15 protein-coding genes are annotated in these 18,965 nt (G+C 50.9%); 5 read left to right on the plus strand and 10 right to left on the minus strand.

What is annotated here, in order from left to right:
- Positions 1-11: 11 nt before the first annotated feature.
- The 7 genes from dnaJ to BW972_RS15315 form a co-directional block, all read right to left on the minus strand.
- Positions 12-1,160 (minus strand): molecular chaperone DnaJ, encoded by a 1,149-nt coding sequence (dnaJ, locus tag BW972_RS15285; RefSeq protein WP_076422762.1) that lies wholly within the window; start codon positions 1,158-1,160, stop codon positions 12-14.
- Between the two features lie 3 nt (positions 1,161-1,163).
- A complete protein-coding gene (locus BW972_RS15290; RefSeq protein WP_007653169.1) occupies positions 1,164-1,730 on the minus strand; it encodes a nucleotide exchange factor GrpE in 567 nt (188 codons plus the stop codon).
- A 167-nt stretch (positions 1,731-1,897) separates the two neighbouring features.
- Positions 1,898-2,890 (minus strand): GTPase ObgE, encoded by a 993-nt coding sequence (obgE, locus tag BW972_RS15295; RefSeq protein WP_076422763.1) that lies wholly within the window; start codon positions 2,888-2,890, stop codon positions 1,898-1,900.
- A gap of 111 nt (positions 2,891-3,001) precedes the next feature.
- Complete coding sequence (locus BW972_RS15300; protein WP_076422764.1) at positions 3,002-3,592, minus strand: adenylate kinase; 591 nt, start codon at positions 3,590-3,592, stop codon at positions 3,002-3,004.
- 115 nt (positions 3,593-3,707) lie between these two features.
- Positions 3,708-4,250, minus strand: a complete 543-nt coding sequence (gene hpt / locus BW972_RS15305) for a hypoxanthine phosphoribosyltransferase (protein ID WP_040573523.1) — start codon at positions 4,248-4,250, stop codon at positions 3,708-3,710.
- A 98-nt stretch (positions 4,251-4,348) separates the two neighbouring features.
- Entirely contained in the window at positions 4,349-6,595 is a 2,247-nt protein-coding gene (locus BW972_RS15310; RefSeq protein ID WP_076422765.1) for a sodium-translocating pyrophosphatase, read from the minus strand.
- Between the two features lie 273 nt (positions 6,596-6,868).
- Complete coding sequence (locus tag BW972_RS15315) at positions 6,869-7,783, minus strand: M20/M25/M40 family metallo-hydrolase (RefSeq protein WP_076422766.1); 915 nt, start codon at positions 7,781-7,783, stop codon at positions 6,869-6,871.
- A gap of 111 nt (positions 7,784-7,894) precedes the next feature.
- Here BW972_RS15315 and BW972_RS15320 point away from each other — a divergent pair, with 111 nt between their 5' ends.
- Positions 7,895-9,139: a tetratricopeptide repeat protein gene (locus tag BW972_RS15320; RefSeq protein WP_076422767.1), complete on the plus strand. Its 1,245-nt coding sequence runs from the start codon at positions 7,895-7,897 to the stop codon at positions 9,137-9,139.
- 79 nt (positions 9,140-9,218) lie between these two features.
- Here the strand turns inward: BW972_RS15320 and BW972_RS15325 are convergent, their stop codons facing one another.
- Together BW972_RS15325 and BW972_RS15330 are read right to left on the minus strand one after the other, a co-directional pair.
- Positions 9,219-10,184 (minus strand): UDP-glucuronic acid decarboxylase family protein, encoded by a 966-nt coding sequence (locus BW972_RS15325; protein ID WP_007653163.1) that lies wholly within the window; start codon positions 10,182-10,184, stop codon positions 9,219-9,221.
- A 2-nt stretch (positions 10,185-10,186) separates the two neighbouring features.
- A complete protein-coding gene (locus BW972_RS15330) occupies positions 10,187-11,539 on the minus strand; it encodes a UDP-glucose dehydrogenase family protein (protein ID WP_076422768.1) in 1,353 nt (450 codons plus the stop codon).
- 591 nt (positions 11,540-12,130) lie between these two features.
- Here BW972_RS15330 and BW972_RS15335 point away from each other — a divergent pair.
- Positions 12,131-13,030: an alpha/beta fold hydrolase gene (locus BW972_RS15335; RefSeq protein ID WP_007652036.1), complete on the plus strand. Its 900-nt coding sequence runs from the start codon at positions 12,131-12,133 to the stop codon at positions 13,028-13,030.
- Positions 13,031-13,047: 17 nt separating this feature from the next.
- Complete coding sequence (locus BW972_RS15340; RefSeq protein ID WP_007652037.1) at positions 13,048-13,293, plus strand: hypothetical protein; 246 nt, start codon at positions 13,048-13,050, stop codon at positions 13,291-13,293.
- A 79-nt stretch (positions 13,294-13,372) separates the two neighbouring features.
- Here BW972_RS15340 and BW972_RS15345 read toward each other — a convergent pair whose 3' ends face one another.
- A complete protein-coding gene (locus BW972_RS15345) occupies positions 13,373-14,776 on the minus strand; it encodes an FAD-binding oxidoreductase (RefSeq protein WP_076422769.1) in 1,404 nt (467 codons plus the stop codon).
- Between the two features lie 72 nt (positions 14,777-14,848).
- On the opposite strand from BW972_RS15345, the gene BW972_RS15350 reads away from it, so the two are divergent.
- Positions 14,849-15,487 carry a C40 family peptidase gene (locus BW972_RS15350; protein WP_234986406.1) on the plus strand — a complete coding sequence of 213 codons (639 nt, stop codon included), beginning with the start codon at positions 14,849-14,851 and terminating at the stop codon, positions 15,485-15,487.
- A gap of 259 nt (positions 15,488-15,746) precedes the next feature.
- On the plus strand, positions 15,747-18,920 hold the full coding sequence (locus BW972_RS15355) for a TonB-dependent receptor (RefSeq protein WP_076422770.1): 3,174 nt from the start codon (positions 15,747-15,749) through the stop codon (positions 18,918-18,920).
- Positions 18,921-18,965: the final 45 nt, after the last annotated feature.

The following is an 18,965-nucleotide window of genomic DNA, read 5'->3' on the forward strand; positions in this document are numbered from 1 at the left end:
CATGTAGAGGCCTACTGAAAGTAGTCTTTCACTTTCTCAAAGAAACCCTTGTCGCTCTTACCGGGGTGCGGTGCAAAGTTGTTGGAGTCACGCAGACGCTCCAGTGCGGCACGTTCCTCGCTACTCAGCGACTTAGGCGTCCAGACGTTGATGTGGATCAGCTGATCGCCTTTCCCATACCCATTGATGTCTTTCACGCCTTTGCCGCGCAGCCTGAAGATTTCGCCGCTCTGCGTTCCAGGCTTGATCGTGATCTTCACGCGGCCACCAATGGTCGGCACTTCAATGTCAGCGCCCAGTGCGGCATCAATGAAGCTGATGTACTGGTCAAAAATTACGTTGTTGCCGTCACGCTTCAGGCTTGGGTGTTCTTCTTCTTCAATCTGAATCAGCAAATCACCCGGCACACCGCCACGCTCCGGCACGTTACCTTTACCGCTCATGGAAAGCTGCATGCCATCCATCACGCCAGCCGGCACGTTGATCGTGATCACCTCTTCCTGCAGTTCGCGGCCGCTTCCGTGGCAGGCTTCGCAGTTCTTGGTCACGATACGGCCTTCGCCGTTACAGGTAGGGCAGGTCGCTGTGCTCACCATCTGGCCCAGCATGGTATTCACTACCTTGCGCACCTGACCTGAGCCCTGACATGAGCCGCAAGTCTGCATCTCGGTACCGTTCTTGGCACCGTTGCCGCCGCAAGTGCCACAGGCTACGTAGCGTTTTACTTTGATCTTCTTCTCAACGCCGTTGGCAATTTCCTCGAGGTTGAGCTTTAACTTGATGCGCAGGTTACTGCCTTTGCGGGTACGTCGGCCTCCCTGACGGCCAGCGCCGCCAAAGAAACTCTCGAAGCCGCCTCCAGCCCCGCCGAAGATGTCGCCGAATTGGGAGAAGATATCCTCCATATTCATGCCGCCACCTCCGCCGAAGCCACCGTTCATGCCCTGATGACCGAACTGGTCATAGCGCTGGCGCTTCTGCTGGTCGCTCAATACTTCATAAGCCTCAGCCGCCTCCTTAAACTTTTCTTCCGCCGTGTGGTCGTCGGGGTTCTTGTCGGGGTGAAACTTGATGGCGAGCTTACGGTAAGCCTTCTTGATCTCCTCCTGACTTGCTCCTTTGCTTACACCTAAAATCTCGTAATAATCTCTCTTAGCCATTGCTTAAGCTCCTATGATAACTTTCGCGAAGCGGATCACCTTTTCATTCAAGGTATAGCCCTTCTCGATTACGTCTACTATTTTGCCTTTCAGTTCCTCTGATGGCGCCGGAATTTGCGTTACCGCCTCGTGCAGATCGCTGTCGAAATCATCGCCAGCGTTGATCACGATTGGCTTCAAACCTTTGAGCTGCGTCACGTGCTTCAGCTTGTGGAACACCAGCTCCAGGCCCTGCAACATCGCATCCACATCTTTAGTTGCCTCCATTGATTGGCGGGCACGCTCCATATCATCCAGTACAGGCAACAGTTCGCTCATCAGGTCTTCGTTGGCTGTTTTGAGCAAGTCCATGCGCTCCTTGGCAGTTCTGCGTCTGAAGTTCTCAAACTCTGCCATCAAACGGATGTATTTGTCTTTCATTTCTGCCAATTCGGCTTCTGCTTTGGTTTCAGAGCCAGTTTCTTCTACTGTCTCCTCAGCCTGCTCCTGTCCGTTGTTTTCTTCTGTATTGGCAGTGTTATCCTCTAGTTCTGTGTTTTCCTGCTCTTTCTTGATATCTTTCTCTGACATAATGCCTTAAGAATTATAGGTTGATAGGTCTATTTTGTCTTTTCAATTGTCTTGCCAATTCTGTTTTTGTGTCAGATTGACATTTATTTGGTTGGTGCATCTCAAAAAAAATCGGTAGCAAGCCTTGCAGCCTCTACCGATGTGTATTCTCAAACTGGCTGCAGCAACTATGAGTTGAGCGCCGACCAGATCATGTCTTTTAGCTGCGTGATATTCTTCTGGGTCATGCTCGAAATAAACACCGTTGGAATATCTTTCGGTAAGGTTTCGCGCATTTCAGCTTCCAGTTCGTCGTCAATCATATCCGTCTTTGTGATGGCTAGAATGCGCTTCTTGTCGAGTAGCTCCGGATTGTAGGTCTGCAGTTCGTTTACCAACACCTTGTACTCCTCAGCTATATCCGGGCTGTCGCAGGATATCATGAACAGCAGCATAGAGTTACGCTCGATGTGACGCAGAAAACGCAGACCAAGACCTTTGCCTTCCGAAGCTCCCTCGATAATACCAGGTATATCGGCCATTACAAAGGACCTGTAATCGCGGTAGGCCACTACCCCCAGGTTAGGCTCCAGCGTGGTAAAGGCATAGTTGGCGATCTTTGGTTTTGCCGCTGATACTACTGAAAGCAAAGTAGACTTGCCGGCATTCGGGAAACCTACCAGCCCGACATCTGCCAGAAGTTTCAGTTCCAGGATCACCCACTCCTCTATACCTGGCTCGCCTGGCTGTGCATAGCGCGGCGTCTGGTTAGTAGGTGATTTAAAGTGGGCGTTGCCTAGTCCTCCACGGCCACCCGGTGTCAGGATGATCTCCTGTCCGTCCTCGGTGATCTCGCACATGAACTCGCCGGTCTCGGCATTGCGGGCGATTGTTCCAAGTGGAACCTCCAGTACATCGTCTTTGCCCTGTGCTCCAGTAGAGTGGCTTGGGCCTCCGTTATGGCCGTTTTCGGCGATCACGTGTTTACGGTACTGCAGGTGCAGCAAAGTCCACAGCTGGGCATTGCCACGCAGGATGATATGGCCTCCTCTGCCCCCATCGCCGCCGTCAGGACCACCCATGGCAGTGCGTTTGTCGCGGTGCAGGTGCGCAGATCCAGCGCCACCGCGACCAGAGCGGGAACAGATTTTTACGTAATCAATAAAGTTGGATTGGGCCAATGTAGGTAATGCTAATAGGTATAAATTATAAGGTATAAGCAAGTCCGGAGCATCAAAGTTCCGGCCTGCTTATACCTTCTATGTTCTTTCTAAATAAAGCTTTGAAGAAGATTACTTCTGCTGCTTCTCTTTCAAGGAGTCAACCTGCTTGCAAAGTTCAGCAAAGATTTCCTCGATCTCGCCAATTCCATCTACTGCGCAGTACTTGTCCTGACCTGCATAGTAATCAGCCACTGGCGTAGTTTTGGTGTTATACTCCTGTATGCGCTTGCGGATCAGCTCTTCGTTCTGGTCGTCCGGACGGCCAGAAGTCTCACCGCGCAGCAACAGTCGCTTGGTCAGCTCTTCATCGTCTACTTTCAGCGCGATCATGCACGAAATTTCGGTGCCATGGTCCATCAAAAGTTTATCCAGTCCCTGCGCCTGAGGCACAGTACGAGGGAAGCCATCAAAGATAAAACCACCTGCGTGGCTATGCTCCTTCACTTTGTTCTCGATCATGCCGATCACCACTTCGTCTGGAACCAGTATACCGTTGTCCATCAACGACTTGGCCTTCATACCCAGCTCGGTGCCAGCGGCAATTTCAGAACGGAGCAAATCACCAGTAGAAAGGTGGATCAGGTTATATTTATCTATCAGCTTTTGGCTTTGCGTACCTTTACCAGCACCAGGAGGGCCAAACAAAACGATGTTGAGCATATCTTTGATTTATGATAAAAAACAAATTTAAGTATAAAATCGGTGTATTGTTCAATAATTTTTGAGTTGCGCCTAATCTGAGTCGGCCCTTTCTGCTTCAGGCACGCCAGACTCCTTAAGATACGATTTTGTAAATATCGCGCAGGTTGCGGCCCAATCCATTATAGTCGAGTCCATAGCCAACTACAAAGTCATTCGGGATAGACTTGGCCACGTACTTCACATCCAGCTGGTGCTGCAGGCATTCAGGCTTCATCAGCAGCGTTACGATCTCGAGCGAGGAAGGATTCTTCTCTTGAAGTTGGTGCAGCAGCGCATTTACGGTGTGTCCTGTGTCCACGATGTCTTCGATGATCAGCACGTCACGCCCTTCAATGTTTTCAGTCAGACCCAGTACTTCCTTCACATGGCCGGTGCTTTGCATATCCTGGTAGGACGACATGCGGATGAAAGATATTTCGCAAGGTATGTTGATGCGCTTCATCAGATCGGCTGTAAACATGAACGACCCGTTCAGTACTGCCAGAAAAAGTGGGTTTTTACCAGCATAGTCCTGCTCAATTTGCTCTGCCAGCATCACTATGCGTGCAATGATTTCTTCTTCGTACATGTAGGTACTGAAGTCACAATCGTGAATCGTGATTGTACGGGGATCCATATAGCGTATCGGTCTTGTTGGTAAACAAAGGTAAGGATAATAAAAAATAAGCCCAACCGAATAGTTGGGCTTATTTATACTTCGCATACTTGTGTTGGTTACCTAGCCGTCAGACCGGCAACAATAACTGTATTCTCAGGATTGATATGCTGCACTGTAGATGGTGCCTCCTGCTCTAGCTGCATGTTCAGGTTTGGTTCCTCAGGTATAGCTGGGGTACGCTCTGTGGCAATGTGAGGCGCAATTACTAATGACACGATCGACATCAGCTTGATGAGGATGTTCATAGACGGGCCTGATGTATCCTTGAACGGATCACCTACCGTGTCGCCCGTTACAGACGCTTTGTGGGCGTCAGAGCCTTTGTACTCCATCTTGCCATTGATTTCCACGCCTTTCTCAAACGACTTCTTGGCATTGTCCCAGGCGCCACCGGCGTTAGACTGGAACATCGCCATCAGTACCCCTGATACGGTTACACCAGCCAGCAGGCCACCTAGAATTTCAGCTGAAGGCGTTTCATCAAAAACACCTCTGAAACCAAAGCCCACTACAACCGGCACAATCAGGGCAATAGCACCCGGTAACATCATTTCACGAATAGCGGCTTTAGTAGAGATAGCCACGCATTTCTCATATTCCGGCTGGCCTGTACCTTCCATGATGCCTGGGATCTCGCGGAACTGACGGCGCACTTCATGCACCATGGCCATAGCCGCACGACCTACGGCCGCGATTGCCAATGCCGAGAAGATAAACGGAATCATGGCACCAATGAAGAGACCCGCCAGCACAGGGGCTTTGTAAAGGTCGATGCTCGAGATGCCCGCTATCCCTACAAACGCAGCAAACAGCGCAAGTGAGGTGAGAGCAGCCGAAGCGATCGCGAAGCCTTTACCGGTCGCAGCAGTTGTGTTGCCTACGGCGTCCAAGATATCGGTACGACCGCGCACTTCTTTTGGCAGTTCGCTCATCTCGGCTATACCACCTGCGTTGTCGGCAATAGGACCGAAAGCGTCGATGGCCAGCTGCATGGCTGTTGTCGCCATCATACCCGCCGCCGCAATAGCTACGCCATAAAGACCAGCCGAGGCGTAAGACAGTACGATACCCGCGGCCAGCACAATGATAGGCAATACAGTCGAATGCATGCCTACTGCCAAACCAGCAATGATGTTGGTAGCGTGCCCGGTAGAAGACTGCTGTACGATAGAATTAACAGGCTTTTTGCCCATTGCCGTGTAGTACTCTGTAATGATACTCATAAGCGTACCTACTACAAGACCCACAATCACAGCGATAAATACACCGTTTGAAGTAAACTCGAAGTTACGCAGGTTCATGTTCTCAGGCAGCAGCCAGTGAATAGCGAAATAAGCACCCACTGCCGTCAGCGCTACCGAGATCCAGTTGCCCAGGTTGAGAGCCGCCTGCACATTGCCACCTTCCTTTACACGAATAAAGAGCATACCGATCAGGGAGAAGACAATACCCAGACCAGCAATGAACATCGGAAGAATGATCGGGGCCATGCCGCCGAAATTGTCCTGCGAAACCACTTCGCGGCCTAACACCATGGTTGCCAGGATAGTAGCCACGTACGAACCGAAAAGGTCGGCCCCCATACCTGCTACGTCACCCACGTTATCGCCCACGTTGTCGGCAATAGTAGCTGGGTTACGCGGGTCATCCTCCGGTATACCTGCTTCTACTTTACCTACCAGGTCAGCACCTACGTCGGCTGCTTTGGTATAGATACCACCACCGACACGGGCAAAGAGGGCAATACTTTCAGCACCCAGTGAGAAGCCGGTGAGTACTTCCAGCGCCACTTCCATCTCGTGGCCGTTCACATTACCGTTCACGCTGTATACAAAGAAGTAGTAAAGCACGATGAAAAGTGAGCCAAGGCCCAGTACCGCCAGACCTGCCACACCCATACCCATTACGGAGCCACCTGCAAATGACACGTTCAGTGCACGCGAAAGGCTTGTACGGGCTGCTTCTGCTGTACGCACATTGGCCTTGGTGGCAATGCGCATACCAATGAAACCGGCGATGGCCGAAAAGAGAGCACCAATGATAAAGGCTATGACAATTGTCCAGTGGGAGTTTTCACCGGTATAGCCCAGATAAAAAAGAAATATACTGGCGATGACCACAAAGTAGAAGAGCACTTTGTACTCCGCTTTCAAAAAGGCCATGGCACCATCGGCAATGTGACGGGCAATCTCCGTCATGCGTTCGTTACCTGCTGCTTGCTTCGTTACCCAAGCCGACCTGATAAAGGTATACAGGAGGGCCGCCAGACCAAATCCAGGAATTGCGTAGAGAATAGTTTCCATTCAATAAGAGTTAGTTTTGTTAATAAGGGTTGAGATTCTGAAATTGCTATATAGAGCTATTAAAGAAAGGCTATTCGTTTGACTTTTCCAAATAATTGGCTGCAAAGCTGCATTTAGCAGATATAGGCTATATTTCTAAACCTGAAGCTATTGCGCTGCTTATCCTGTACCAAAGGGCTTCAACCTAACCTCAACCGCCTCAACTACCCTAAAAGACATAAAAAAGGGCTGCTTATGCCTAGCAGCCCTTGTCTAAATCCTAATCTCAAGTACCTAGAGCTTCTCCATCAACTCCCGGTACAAAGCTACCATACTCTCGATGTCTTTATTGTTGACGATCTCATTTGGGGTATGCACATTATCTTCCGGCGCTCCTACAAAACACCAATCCCATGGATAAGGCCCGTGTTGTAATTCTTTAGCATCACTGCCGCCCGAGCCTTCTACTTCCAGTTGATAAGGTATACCGGAGGCTTTGGCTATACCTATGATCTTCTCGACATATGACCGACGCGGTATAAGACTGTCGCGCATAGAGATCACCACGCCCTCACCTGCCTTCACTCCCTCCGTTACCCAGGTAATATCCGAGATTAGCGCCTGATGCACACCGTAGCGCTCAGCAATATACTTGGCCAGGTATGCCACTGAACCGCCACCGTGCTCCTCCCAACTACTGAACGCAATGATGCCATTCTCCAATGTCTCAGCAACTTTTAAAGCGCTCCACACACCAAGTCTGTTATCAAGATAGCAGGATTGCACTGTTTCATCCGTTTCCCGGAAATCGCACTTAAACACAAGCTCTGTTCCACGTTCTATCTCACGTTCATAGCTGTAACTAATCTCGTGCTCTTCCTCGTCAAACTCCAGCGTACACTCAATTTTACCCTGTGAGTCCTCACCCACCAGCGTATAGCCGGTTTCCAGGTCAGGCCCTCCGATTTTTACGAGCTGCTTTCCGTAGCGCACTGTAAAGCCAATGGAGTCTATATGGGCAAAAATGGCAGTTCGGGGCTTCCCAAATATTAACAAAATACAATCCTGAAAGCCCTCCCCATAAAGTATAATAGGTTGCTGTTTCCACTGAACTTTATGTTCTTCAATGTAGTTAAGCAGAAAATCGGTTAGTTTTTTCTCGTTGCCGGACGGTGCGTGTATGCTGCAGAGTTGTTTCAGAAGTTTCATGCAATATTTCTTTTGTATCAATTCAAAATTAATATAATTGTTGTACTTTTATTACCTGTTTACCAGATAAGGAGGCTACAAACACGATACGCCGGATTTTCCTTTTTACTTATGAAGAAGATTGTACTTGCATTTCTCGGTATCACCCTGTCACACTTTGCTTTGGGCCAGGGCTCTAAGGCGCAGTCTGATACAGCTATACGAGAAGTCACAATACAATCGGTAGAGGTTATACCTGCGGCTGGGAACATCAAAGGCATGCTGCTCATGGATAAAGACATCCAGTATGAACTGGAGGGCGCCGTGGACAACATGTACAACTTTAAGTACGAATTGGCCGAGAAGCAATTCAAATCTTTGCGCCGCCGTTATCCGAATCACCCCCTTCCTTACTTCCTGATGGGCCTCAGCCAATGGTGGAAGATCGTACCTACCAATATACAGACTACGCAATACGACGATCTGTTCTTTGCCTATATGGATTCAACCATCCAAAAAGCTGAGACACTTTATGATCAGAACAACAAAGACTATGAAGCAGCCTTTTTCCTATCGGCTGCCAACGGATTTGCCGGTCGCCTGCACTCAGAGCGCAGCAACTGGCGCAAAGCCACCATTGCCAGCAAACGATCACTGGAATATTTAGAGAAAGCCAAGGCTGGCAACGGCCTGAGCCCTGAGTTTTTGTTTGGGGAAGCGCTCTTCAACTACTACTCCATCTGGATTCACGAAAACTACAAGATGCTGCGTCCTGTGCTGGCTTTTTTCCCGAGTGGCGACAAGCGACTAGGTATAAAACAGTTGCGTTATGTAGCAAATAACGGTTTCTATACCGGCACGGAGGCTAAATTCTTTCTAATGAAGATATATGCCAATGAGGAAGGGAACATGGAGGCCGCATTGGATCTGGTAAAAGGGCTGGTTGAAAAATACCCGAACAATGCCTACTTCCAGCGCTTCTATGCACGTGCTCTTTTCGTGCAGGGCCACTTTACCATGGCAGAGCGGGTGTGTCTTGACATTCTAAGTAAGCTCGACCGGCGTATGCCAGGCTACGAAGCTGTGAGTGGACGTTACGCCTCTTATATTCTGGCTTATATCAACCAGAATAAGTATCGTGATTTCCAAAAGGCAAAGGCTTACTACCAGAACTCAATCACTTACGCTGAAATGAGCAATGAGCGTGATTCCGGTTACTTCGTCAATTCATACTTGAACCTTGCCCGTATTGCCAAACAGGAGCGCGAACTAAAAACAGCGAAGCATTATTACGGGATTGTACTGGAAACAACCGACAAAAAGCATGCGGCTAATAAGGAAGCGAAGGACTTTATGAAGGCGCACAAAAAGATCTAACCTCACCAAAGGATGTAAACACAGAAGGGCCCTGACATCGCCAAGTGTCAGGGCCCTTCTGTGTTTATTTGCAAAGCGCCTAATCTACTACACGTTCAACAGGCAGTTTCACTTTCTCCTTAAAGTACTCGAGTGTTCTCTGCAGACCTTCAGCACGGTCCACCTTCGGCTCCCAACCTAGCACCTCTTTGGCTTTCGAGATGTCCGGCTGGCGCTTCTGCGGGTCGTCGGTCGGCAGGGGCTGGTACTCGATGTTGAGCTCCGCGCCGGTCAGCCGGCAGATTTCCTCGGCAAACTGCCTGATGGTGATCTCGGACGGGTTGCCCACGTTCACCGGGTACGGGTAGTCGCTCAGCAGCAGGCGGTAGATGCCCTCCACCAGGTCGTCCACGTAGCAGAAGGAGCGCGTCTGGCTGCCGTCGCCGAAAATGCTCAGCGGCTCGCCGCGCAGGGCCTGGCTCAGGAAGGCAGGCAGTACGCGGCCGTCGTCCAGTCGCATGCGCGGACCGTAGGTGTTGAAAATACGCACAATACGCGTCTCCAGCCCGTGGTGCATGTGGTAAGCCATGGTCATGGCCTCCTGGAAGCGCTTGGCCTCGTCATAGCAACCGCGAGGTCCCACCGGGTTCACATTGCCCCAGTAGTCTTCGTTCTGCGGGTGCACGAGCGGGTCGCCGTATACCTCCGACGTGGAGGCGATGAGCATGCGCGCGCCCTTGGCCTTGGCCAGGCCCAGCAGGTTGTGCGTACCCAGCGAGCCTACTTTCAGCGTCTGGATCGGAATTTTGAGGTAGTCGATCGGGCTGGCCGGCGAGGCGAAGTGCAGGATGTAGTCCAGCTCTCCCGGCACGTGCACAAACTTGGACACGTCATGGTGGTAGAACTCAAACTGCTCCAGCTTGAAAAGGTGCTCAATGTTCTCCAGGTTGCCCGTGATCAGGTTGTCCATCGCGATCACGTGGTAACCCTCGGCTATGAATCTGTCGCACAGGTGGGAGCCGAGAAAGCCGGCTCCCCCCGTTACCAATACTCTTTTTCTGGCCATACTTATACAGTTGCTTTAGTTTCCTGGGCCACCTTGGCCTGCTTGACGCCAATGCCGAAGTAGGTGAAGCCCTTCTCCTCCATCTCCTTGCAGTCGTAGATGTTTCTTCCGTCGAAGACCACCTTCTCCTTCATCAGCTTGCTGACAACGGCGAAGTTGGGGGAGCGGAACTCGGGCCACTCGGTCACCAGCAGCAGGGCGTCTGCGTCGATGAGCGTCTCGTACTCGTCCTTGCCGTACTCGATGCGGTCACCCAAAGAGTGCTTTGCCTCCTTCATGGCCACCGGGTCATAGGCCTTCACCCTGGCACCGCGCTCGAGCAGCTTCTCGATGATGACCAGCGAGGGCGCCTCGCGCATGTCGTCGGTCTTGGGCTTGAAGGAGAGGCCCCACACGGCGAAGGTCTTGCCCGTCAGGTCGCCTGAGAAGTAGTTGTCCACCTTGTTGAAGAGCACCGACTTCTGACGCTCGTTGACCGTCTCCACCGACTTGAGCACCTCCATGGAGTAGCCGTTCTCGGAGGCCGTCTTGATCAGGGCCTTCACGTCCTTGGGGAAGCACGATCCCCCGTAGCCGATGCCCGGGTAGATGAACTTGTTGCCGATGCGCACGTCGCTTCCGATGCCGCGGCGCACCATGTTCACGTCGGCGCCCATGATCTCGCACAGGTTGGCGATGTCGTTCATGAACGAGATCTTGGTGGCCAGCATGGCGTTGGCCGCGTACTTGGTCATCTCCGCGGACGGGATGTCCATGAAGATCAAGGGGTGGCCGTTCATCAAAAACGGCTTGTAGAGCTTGGCCATCACCTGCTCGGCCCTGTCGGAGTCCACGCCCACCACGATGCGGTCGGGCTTCAAAAAGTCGTCGATGGCGGCCCCCTCCTTCAGAAACTCGGGGTTGGAGGCCACGTCGAAGGCGATGTCGGCGCCGCGCGCCTCAAGCTCCTCTGCGATGGCCTGGCGCACCTTGGCCGCCGTGCCCACCGGCACGGTGCTCTTGGTCACCACCACCAGGTAGTCGGTCATCGAGCGGCCGATCTCCCGGGCCACGGCCAGCACGTACTTCAGGTCGGCCGAGCCGTCCTCGCCCGGGGGCGTGCCCACGGCGATGAAGGCCACCTGGCAGCCCTGCACGCTCTCGGCAAGGCTGGTGGAGAAGGAGAGGCGCTCCTTCTGGGCGTTGCGCGTCACCATCTCCTCGAGGCCCGGCTCGTAGATGGGCAGGATGCCCTGCTTGAGGTTGTCTATCTTCTTGGAGTCGATGTCGATGCAGGTCACGTCGATGCCCACCTCGGCAAAGCAGGTGCCCGTCACCAGGCCAACATAGCCCGTGCCAACTACAGCTATTCTCATAGGTAAATATTATTAATGAAGTACAAACTTAAAGTTTTTTAAAAAATCAATATGCAATCTAAACGAGCTTATCCGCATCCCATTGCTGCCAATTCTCATAAACCACTCACTAAACAGAGCAGTTTATTTTGCGAGCGAAAGCATCAACTTATGCAGCCAGCACCTGTCTCCTGATAAAATGTAAACAGTTGCACAGGGATGTTCCCCATGAAACCCACACAGTTAAAAAGTCAAAATTAAACATTTTTTAAGAAGGAGTTGAATTTGGCTACTAATGTTGGCCGCAGGAATACCGGGCAATCTGATCACCTGGCAGAGCCTTTCCTTCAAAATACCGTGAACCGGCGACTTGTCTTACTTTGTTCAGGACAAAAGTGTTACGGTATATCCTCAAAAATTAAAATAAATCAATACTACTTCTTTCCTATCCGACAGCCTGTGTTGCTAGGATACATTCATATACGTCAGTATTATCTGCCAGTAACGCCGTACTCCCACTAAATTGATGCAACTGATATATTTTTACTTTTCTCAACAACCTGAGTTCCTGTCTCAAGTATAGATAAGGGTAGAACACACCCTGAGTCACCTATGAAACCAGACTGGCTGGACACCAAAGAATACCCCTTTAAATCCAAATTTCTGGAATTAGAAGCGGGCAAGATGCATTATATCGATGAAGGGCAGGGCCACCCGATCGTTATGATCCATGGTACGCCCTCGTGGTCTTTTGCCTACCGCAACCTGATCAAGATCCTGAGCAAAAAATACCGCTGTGTGGCTCTGGACCTGATCGGCTTTGGCTTGTCCGACAAACCTAAGGACTGGAGTTATAAGCCCAGGGCACATGCCGCTAACTTTGAGCAGTTAATGGCGCACCTGGGACTTGACAATATCACCTTGCTGGTACATGACTTTGGCGCACCGATTGGGCTGGCCTATGCGATCAAACATCCAGAAAAGGTGCAGAATATTGTTATGCTCAATACCTGGACCTGGTCCCTGTCCAATCATCAGGTGTTTTCAAAGGCCAGTAAGTACCTGGTAGGCCCGCTAGGCAAGTTTTTGCATTCCAAGCTCAACCTCACCACAGACCAACTGGTACACGAACTGTTTGGGCAGGAGAGCAAGATGCCAGAAAAGCTTAAAGAGCAGTATACCCGCGCACTTGGCGACCCTGACGACACCGTAAGCTCACTGGCCTGCGCCCGGGAGCTGGTAGGTGTAAGCAAGTGGTATGATGAACTTTGGAAAGAGCGCAAAAAGATTCAGGATACTCCGACCCTCATCTTATGGGGAGAGCGTGACAAGCTTGTTAAAATTGAGGCATTACAGCGCTGGAAAAAATTCTTCCATGAGTGCTATGTGCTGCACTTTGAGGATAGCGGCCACTTTCTGATGGAAGAGCACGCCGATGAGGTTTCCCGGTACGTGAGCAACTTTATAAAAGAGGAAGACAAAAAGAAAGAAAAGACATTACACAATTCATAAACATAAAACGAGCGATTATGACGGAACCCGATAAAACCTTAAAAGAGGCCTTGTTTCGCAGTCACCAGGCGACAGAAAAGGCTAACCAAGCCCAGAACAAGCTGTATAACATGAGTACAGGTCAGCAGGCGGGAGAGACGCAAGGCAACTCTATACCTGAACTGCACGAATCACCACGCAACCTGCTACAATCATGGGACACCCTGCGACAGTTGGATGAGGCCCTGGAAGACAAAAAGCCAAACCATGAACGTAAATCCTGATATATACCGAGAATCAGAACTTATACCGGTTCTCTACCAATAAAAAGCGGCAGCCATTTTATGACTGCCGCTTTCTTTTTCAGAATATTTTCCCGGGATTCAGGATGCCCTTCGGATCAAAGAGCTGCTTTATACCTTGCATAAGCCGGAGCTGGACCTCACTAAGTGCTATACCTATGTAAGGACGCTGCACCAGACCGATACCATGCTCACCAGATATGGTACCACCCAGTGACACACAAAGCCTGAAAATCTCCTTTATACCTTCAGGAAGCTTGTTGTTCCAGTCATCGTCTGACATGTCAGCCTTCACGATATTGATATGCAGGTTGCCATCACCGGCATGGCCGTAGCACACAGACTTGAAGTGATACCTTGCCCCAATCTCCTTTACACCACGTAATAGAGTGGGCAGTTCGGCACGGGGCACCACCGTGTCTTCTTCTTTGTAAATGGAGTTGCTCTTCACAGCATGGCCTACATTACGACGTAAACGCCAGAGGTCTTCTTTCTGTTTTTCAGTATCGGCCACGAGTATGTCCCCTACATCAAATGTTTCCAGCACTTCATAAACCCGCTCCGCATCCTTGTAAAGCAGGTCCATGTCGTTACCATCGAGCTCTATGAGCAGGTGTGCCCGCTCATCAGCTGCCATAGGCACTTCCAGGTTCATGTAACGGCAAGTCCACTCAATGGCTTCACGCTCCATGAATTCGAGGGCAGAGGGCACTATACCTGCGGTAAATATGCTGGATACAGCTGCTGCCGCCTCTTCTTCTTTCCGGAAAGGCACCAGCAGCACCAGGTTCTGAGTGGGGTAAGGTATAAGCTTAAAGACAATTTTGGTGATGATGCCCAGGGTGCCTTCGCTCCCGACCATCAACTGCGTCAGATTATACCCCGTGGCGTTTTTGAGCACATTGGCCCCCGTCCAGGTGATTTCCCCGCATGGCAACACAACTTCCACATTCAGCACATAGTCTTTGGTAACGCCATACTTCACTGCCCTGGGCCCACCGGAAGACTCGCTCAGGTTACCGCCCAGCTGGCTACTGCCCCGGCTCGACGGGTCAGGCGGGTAGAAAAGCCCGCGGGCGATCACAGCCTCCTGAAACACCTGCGTGATTACGCCAGGCTCCACCGTGGCCTGTAAGTTGCGCTCGTCTATCTGGATAATGGCATTGAGCCGCTCCATCGACAGCACTATGCCCCCATGTACGGCCAGCGCCCCTCCGCTTAGCCCGGTACCTGCCCCACGGGGTGTCACTGGTATGCTGTTGTCGTAGCACAACCGCATAATATGACTGATTTCTTCTGCGTTCTTTGGTTTGAGCACCACTTCAGGCAGGTAGCGTAAATCCTCTGTTTCGTCGTGGGTATAGCGTACGAATCCCTCCTGATCAGCAGGCAGCACAAGGTGCTCCTGCCCGACAATGGCGGTGAAAGCTTCAACCAGATCCGGGGTTATCTTATTAAAATTCATTTTATATTAAATAGCTTATGCTTAATTTAGCAAGCCTAATATCTTTTTAGCCACAATTTACCAAGTTACGCTTTGAGAACATCAATTACCAGTTACCTTTTATTTATCTTTTTTATTGGATTGATGGCGTCCTGTCAGTCAGCAAAGCCTACCTTCAGCAAGCGTGGCGACACTTATAAGTCGGCCAGGGAGATAGCTGAGGAAAAGCGACAGGAGCGCAAAAGAGCCAGAATGGCCGCCCGAAGCGGTGGGAAAGGCACTGTAGCGTCGAAAGACCGTACCAGTCGCACCAATGTACCCAACCCGCGCCGCCTCGACGAGCATGTGGCCACTGTCATCCATACAGCCCGCTCCTACACGGGCACTCCTTATAAGTGGGGTGGCACGACACGCGTAGGTATGGACTGCTCCGGCTTGCTCTGTACTTCTTTCCAAAGCATTAATGTGAACCTGCCGCGCACATCGGAGGAGCAGAGCCGCTTCGGTAAAACAGTAAAAGTGAGGGAGCTCAAAGAAGGGGACCTCGTATTTTTTGGGGCTAACAAAAACAGTCGTGAGATCACGCATGTGGGCATGGTGACTGAAATTGTAAACGACAGCGAAGTTAAATTCATACATGCCTCCACCAGTCTTGGTGTGATTGAAAACAATCTCAACTCTGACTACTGGCAAAAAATCTTTATCAAAGCGGTGCGGCCTTTTGAAGAATAAGCTGCGTCCTGTATTTCTTCAAAATTTTATTTCAAGTCCTGCATAGTAACTGATTGGTTACTGGTGTAATTCTAAGCTTTGCCGATACAGCCAAAATCCATAGGTGGTTAGGCGTAATCAACTCCTATAGCCGAATACATTATAGGGGCCTTCATCCTAGCCTGTAAGGCCACAAAATTTCAAGACAAAAAAGAGATAAAATACTCATACATACGTACTTATAAGAAGTTATATTTTTTCAATTTAGCTTATAAGTATTATGAGGACTATTTACACAAAGCTGCTTGTGACCATATTGCTGCTAATGAGTGGCCACCTAGCCTGGGCACAGGGTACGACAACGGCGGCTATGAACGGTGTGGTACAGGACCAAAGCGGCTCCCCTCTACCAGGCGCAACAGTTATTGCGGTACACACACCTACCAACACGCAGTACGTAGCCGCCACGAATGCAGAAGGTCGCTACAATATCCAGAACATGCGTGTAGGCGGCCCCTACACGGTAAGAACCTCCTATGTGGGTTACCAGGAGCAGCGATTCGAAAACATCAATCTGGCGCTCGGCCAAAACTTCAGACTGGACCTCACCATTTCCGAAAGTACAACCACCCTCGGTGAAGTGCAGATCACCGCAACGCAGGACAAAGTGATCAACTCCGACAGGACAGGTGCCTCCACCAACGTGTCTACAGAGCAGCTTGAGTCACTTCCCACGATCTCCCGAAGCCTGAATGACTTCACCCGTATCACGCCACAGGCCTCCACCTCCGGGTCAGGTATATCGTTTGCCGGCCAAAACAACCGCTTCAACAATTTCTCGATAGATGGCACCGTAAACAATGACGTATTTGGTCTATCGGCCAGTGGTACTAACGGCGGACAGACCGGCGTGCAGCCGATCTCGCTGGATGCCATTGAGGCGATACAGGTTGTAATTGCTCCTTTTGATGTGAGACAAAGCGGCTTTACAGGCGGTGGTATCAATGCGATTACACGCAGCGGGTCCAACCGATTTACGGGGTCTGCCTACTATTTTGGCAACAATGAAGCATTAGTGGGCAAAAGCCCTGATGACGCAAGAACCAGGCTGCCGGACTTCACAGACTACCAGATGGGCCTGCGACTTGGCGGCCCGATCATCCGCGACAAACTGTTCTTCTTTGTGAATGGCGAGAAGACCAAAAGGGTCGCTCCGCTGCTGTTCGAACCCGGAAGCCCCGGTTCAAATATTACAGTGGACGAAGCAAACAGAGTGCTGAGCGTTGCCAATCGCCTTGGTTACGATCCGGGCAGCTTTAGGGGGATAGATGACGAAACGCTGAGTGACAAGATCTTTGCCCGGCTCGACTGGAACATCACCGACAACCACCAACTTACCCTCCGGCACAGCTACGTATATGGTGAAAACCGTGACAACTCCCGCACTCCGAATGCCCTCCGCTTTGCCAACAATGCTGAATTTTTCCCGAGTACCACTAACTCGACCGTTATGCAGCTGCGCAGTCAGTTTGGGGGGCAGTTTGCCAACGAGGCTCTGATCGGCTTCACGGCAGTGCGTGACGACCGTGATATCATCGGTGACCCTTTCCCGAACGTACTGATCCGTTTGTCTGGTGGCCGAACTATTTCGCTGGGTAGTGAGCCGTTTTCGGTGCAAAACCAGCTTGACCAGGATGTACTCACTATTACGAATAACTTCAACGCATTTCTGGGCAAGCACACGATCACGCTGGGTACGCACAATGAGTTTTACAAAACTTACAACCTATTCATCCGGCAGGAGTTTGGAGCCTACGAATACAACTCCCTCGAAGCTTTCGAAGCGATTGGCACACCAAACGAAGCTGCGCCAGGGGCTTTCTTCCGCAACTACTCCCGCACCGACAATCGCCAGCAGGGCGCAGAGTTCTCTGCTTTTCAGCTCGGATTTTATGCACAGGACGAGTACGCCGTACGCAATAACCTGAAGGTAACAGCAGGTATACGCCTCGACATCCCGACGTTTAATGATGATCCGGCTGCCAATGCAGAGTTCAATGAGGCGTTTGCCAGCAGGGGCCTGGCCACTGACAAGACCCCTGGCGCTCAGTTTATGCTCTCCCCCCGTGTTGGTGTCAATTGGGATGTGTTTGATGATGGCAATACGCAGGTACGTGGCGGAGCCGGGGTCTTCACCGGTAGAGCTCCCTTCGTGTGGATAGCAAATCAATATACCAATACAGGGCAAATGCTGGGTAGTCTGGCACTCACTTCAGGCCCGCTGCTGGAGCAGATTCGCTTCAACCCAAACCCGAACACCCAGCCAACAGCTACCACGGTTGGCCTGTCAGACAGAACGGCTGAGATCAATATCACAGATCCTGACTTTAAGTTTCCGCAGTTGTTCAGGGTAAACGCGGCCGTTGACCATCGCCTCCCCTTTGATCTGATCGCAACGCTGGAAGGTATATACTCCAAGAACCTGAACAACATCTATTACCAGAACCTGAACCTAGAGCAAACCGGCACTTTGACAGGAGCAGACAATCGGCCTGTGTTTGGCCGTATACAGGGCAATAATTTTCAGGACATCATCTACCTGACCAATACCAGCCGTGGTTTTGGCTACAGTCTGACAGGTCAGTTACAAAAGACCTTCATGGAAAACGGCATCTCAGGTTCATTGGCCTATACCTATTCCAGAGCTAAGGATGTGAACCCCGGCAACTCCAGCCAGGCCCGCTCTAACTGGATAAACGTAAACCAGGTGGAAGGTCTCAATAATGTAAGGGAAGCCTTTGCTGACAATGATGTGCGCTCCAGGGTAGTGGCTGGCCTGACGTATAACTTCAATTACCTGGGCTTCGCAGGTACGACCATCTCCGCCTTTTACAATGGGCAGACAGGGGTACCGCTTTCCTACATCTACAATGGAGACGTGAACAATGATGCCGGCAGAACCAATGACCTGATCTATGTACCAGGCAATGCCTCAGAGATAAACCTGGTCCCTTTTACCGATCGGGATGGAACGGTCGTATCACCTGAGCAGCAGTGGCAGGCGCTGGATGCCTTTATCAGCGGCAATGACTATCTAAGCGATAGACGAGGCCAGTATGCCGAGCGAAACGGAGACAGACTCCCCTGGACTAACCAGATTGACCTGCGCATTATGCAGGAATTCAGGGTAGGGCAAAATGATAACGCCCATCGGCTGCAACTGACCTTTGACATCTTTAATTTTACGAACCTGCTCAACAAAGACTGGGGGCGACAGTACACTGCCACTTTCAATGCTTTTCAGGCCATTGATTTTGTAGGCTACGAGCCCGGTACCACAACACCCCGCTTCAACTACACCGGTCGCGGTCTGACCGACGGAAATCCCTATTTTGTGAATGACTTTTCGTCACGATGGAGAGCCCAGTTCGGTATTCGCTACATTTTCAATTAAAAGTAAACTCTGTCCAAAAATTAACTGAGTGCCAAAAAGAAAGGC

Origin of the sequence: Pontibacter lucknowensis (assembly GCF_900156415.1) — a bacterium.
GTDB lineage: Bacteria > Bacteroidota > Bacteroidia > Cytophagales > Hymenobacteraceae > Pontibacter > Pontibacter lucknowensis.

Excerpts from the sequence above, each read along its gene's own strand:
- BW972_RS15300 (WP_076422764.1), bottom strand. The coding sequence starts at position 3,592 with ATGCTCAACATCGTTTTGTTTGGCCCTCCTGGTGCTGGTAAAGGTACG.
- BW972_RS15340 (WP_007652037.1), top strand. The coding sequence starts at position 13,048 with ATGACGGAACCCGATAAAACCTTAAAAGAGGCCTTGTTTCGCAGTCAC.
- BW972_RS15335 (WP_007652036.1), top strand. The coding sequence starts at position 12,131 with ATGAAACCAGACTGGCTGGACACCAAAGAATACCCCTTTAAATCCAAA.
- BW972_RS15325 (WP_007653163.1), bottom strand. The coding sequence starts at position 10,184 with ATGGCCAGAAAAAGAGTATTGGTAACGGGGGGAGCCGGCTTTCTCGGC.
- BW972_RS15310 (WP_076422765.1), bottom strand. The coding sequence starts at position 6,595 with ATGGAAACTATTCTCTACGCAATTCCTGGATTTGGTCTGGCGGCCCTC.
- BW972_RS15315 (WP_076422766.1), bottom strand. The coding sequence starts at position 7,783 with ATGAAACTTCTGAAACAACTCTGCAGCATACACGCACCGTCCGGCAAC.
- BW972_RS15330 (WP_076422768.1), bottom strand. The coding sequence starts at position 11,539 with ATGAGAATAGCTGTAGTTGGCACGGGCTATGTTGGCCTGGTGACGGGC.
- BW972_RS15345 (WP_076422769.1), bottom strand. The coding sequence starts at position 14,776 with ATGAATTTTAATAAGATAACCCCGGATCTGGTTGAAGCTTTCACCGCC.
- BW972_RS15290 (WP_007653169.1), bottom strand. The coding sequence starts at position 1,730 with ATGTCAGAGAAAGATATCAAGAAAGAGCAGGAAAACACAGAACTAGAG.
- BW972_RS15355 (WP_076422770.1), top strand. The coding sequence starts at position 15,747 with ATGAGGACTATTTACACAAAGCTGCTTGTGACCATATTGCTGCTAATG.
- BW972_RS15320 (WP_076422767.1), top strand. The coding sequence starts at position 7,895 with ATGAAGAAGATTGTACTTGCATTTCTCGGTATCACCCTGTCACACTTT.
- dnaJ (WP_076422762.1), bottom strand. The coding sequence starts at position 1,160 with ATGGCTAAGAGAGATTATTACGAGATTTTAGGTGTAAGCAAAGGAGCA.
- hpt (WP_040573523.1), bottom strand. The coding sequence starts at position 4,250 with ATGGATCCCCGTACAATCACGATTCACGATTGTGACTTCAGTACCTAC.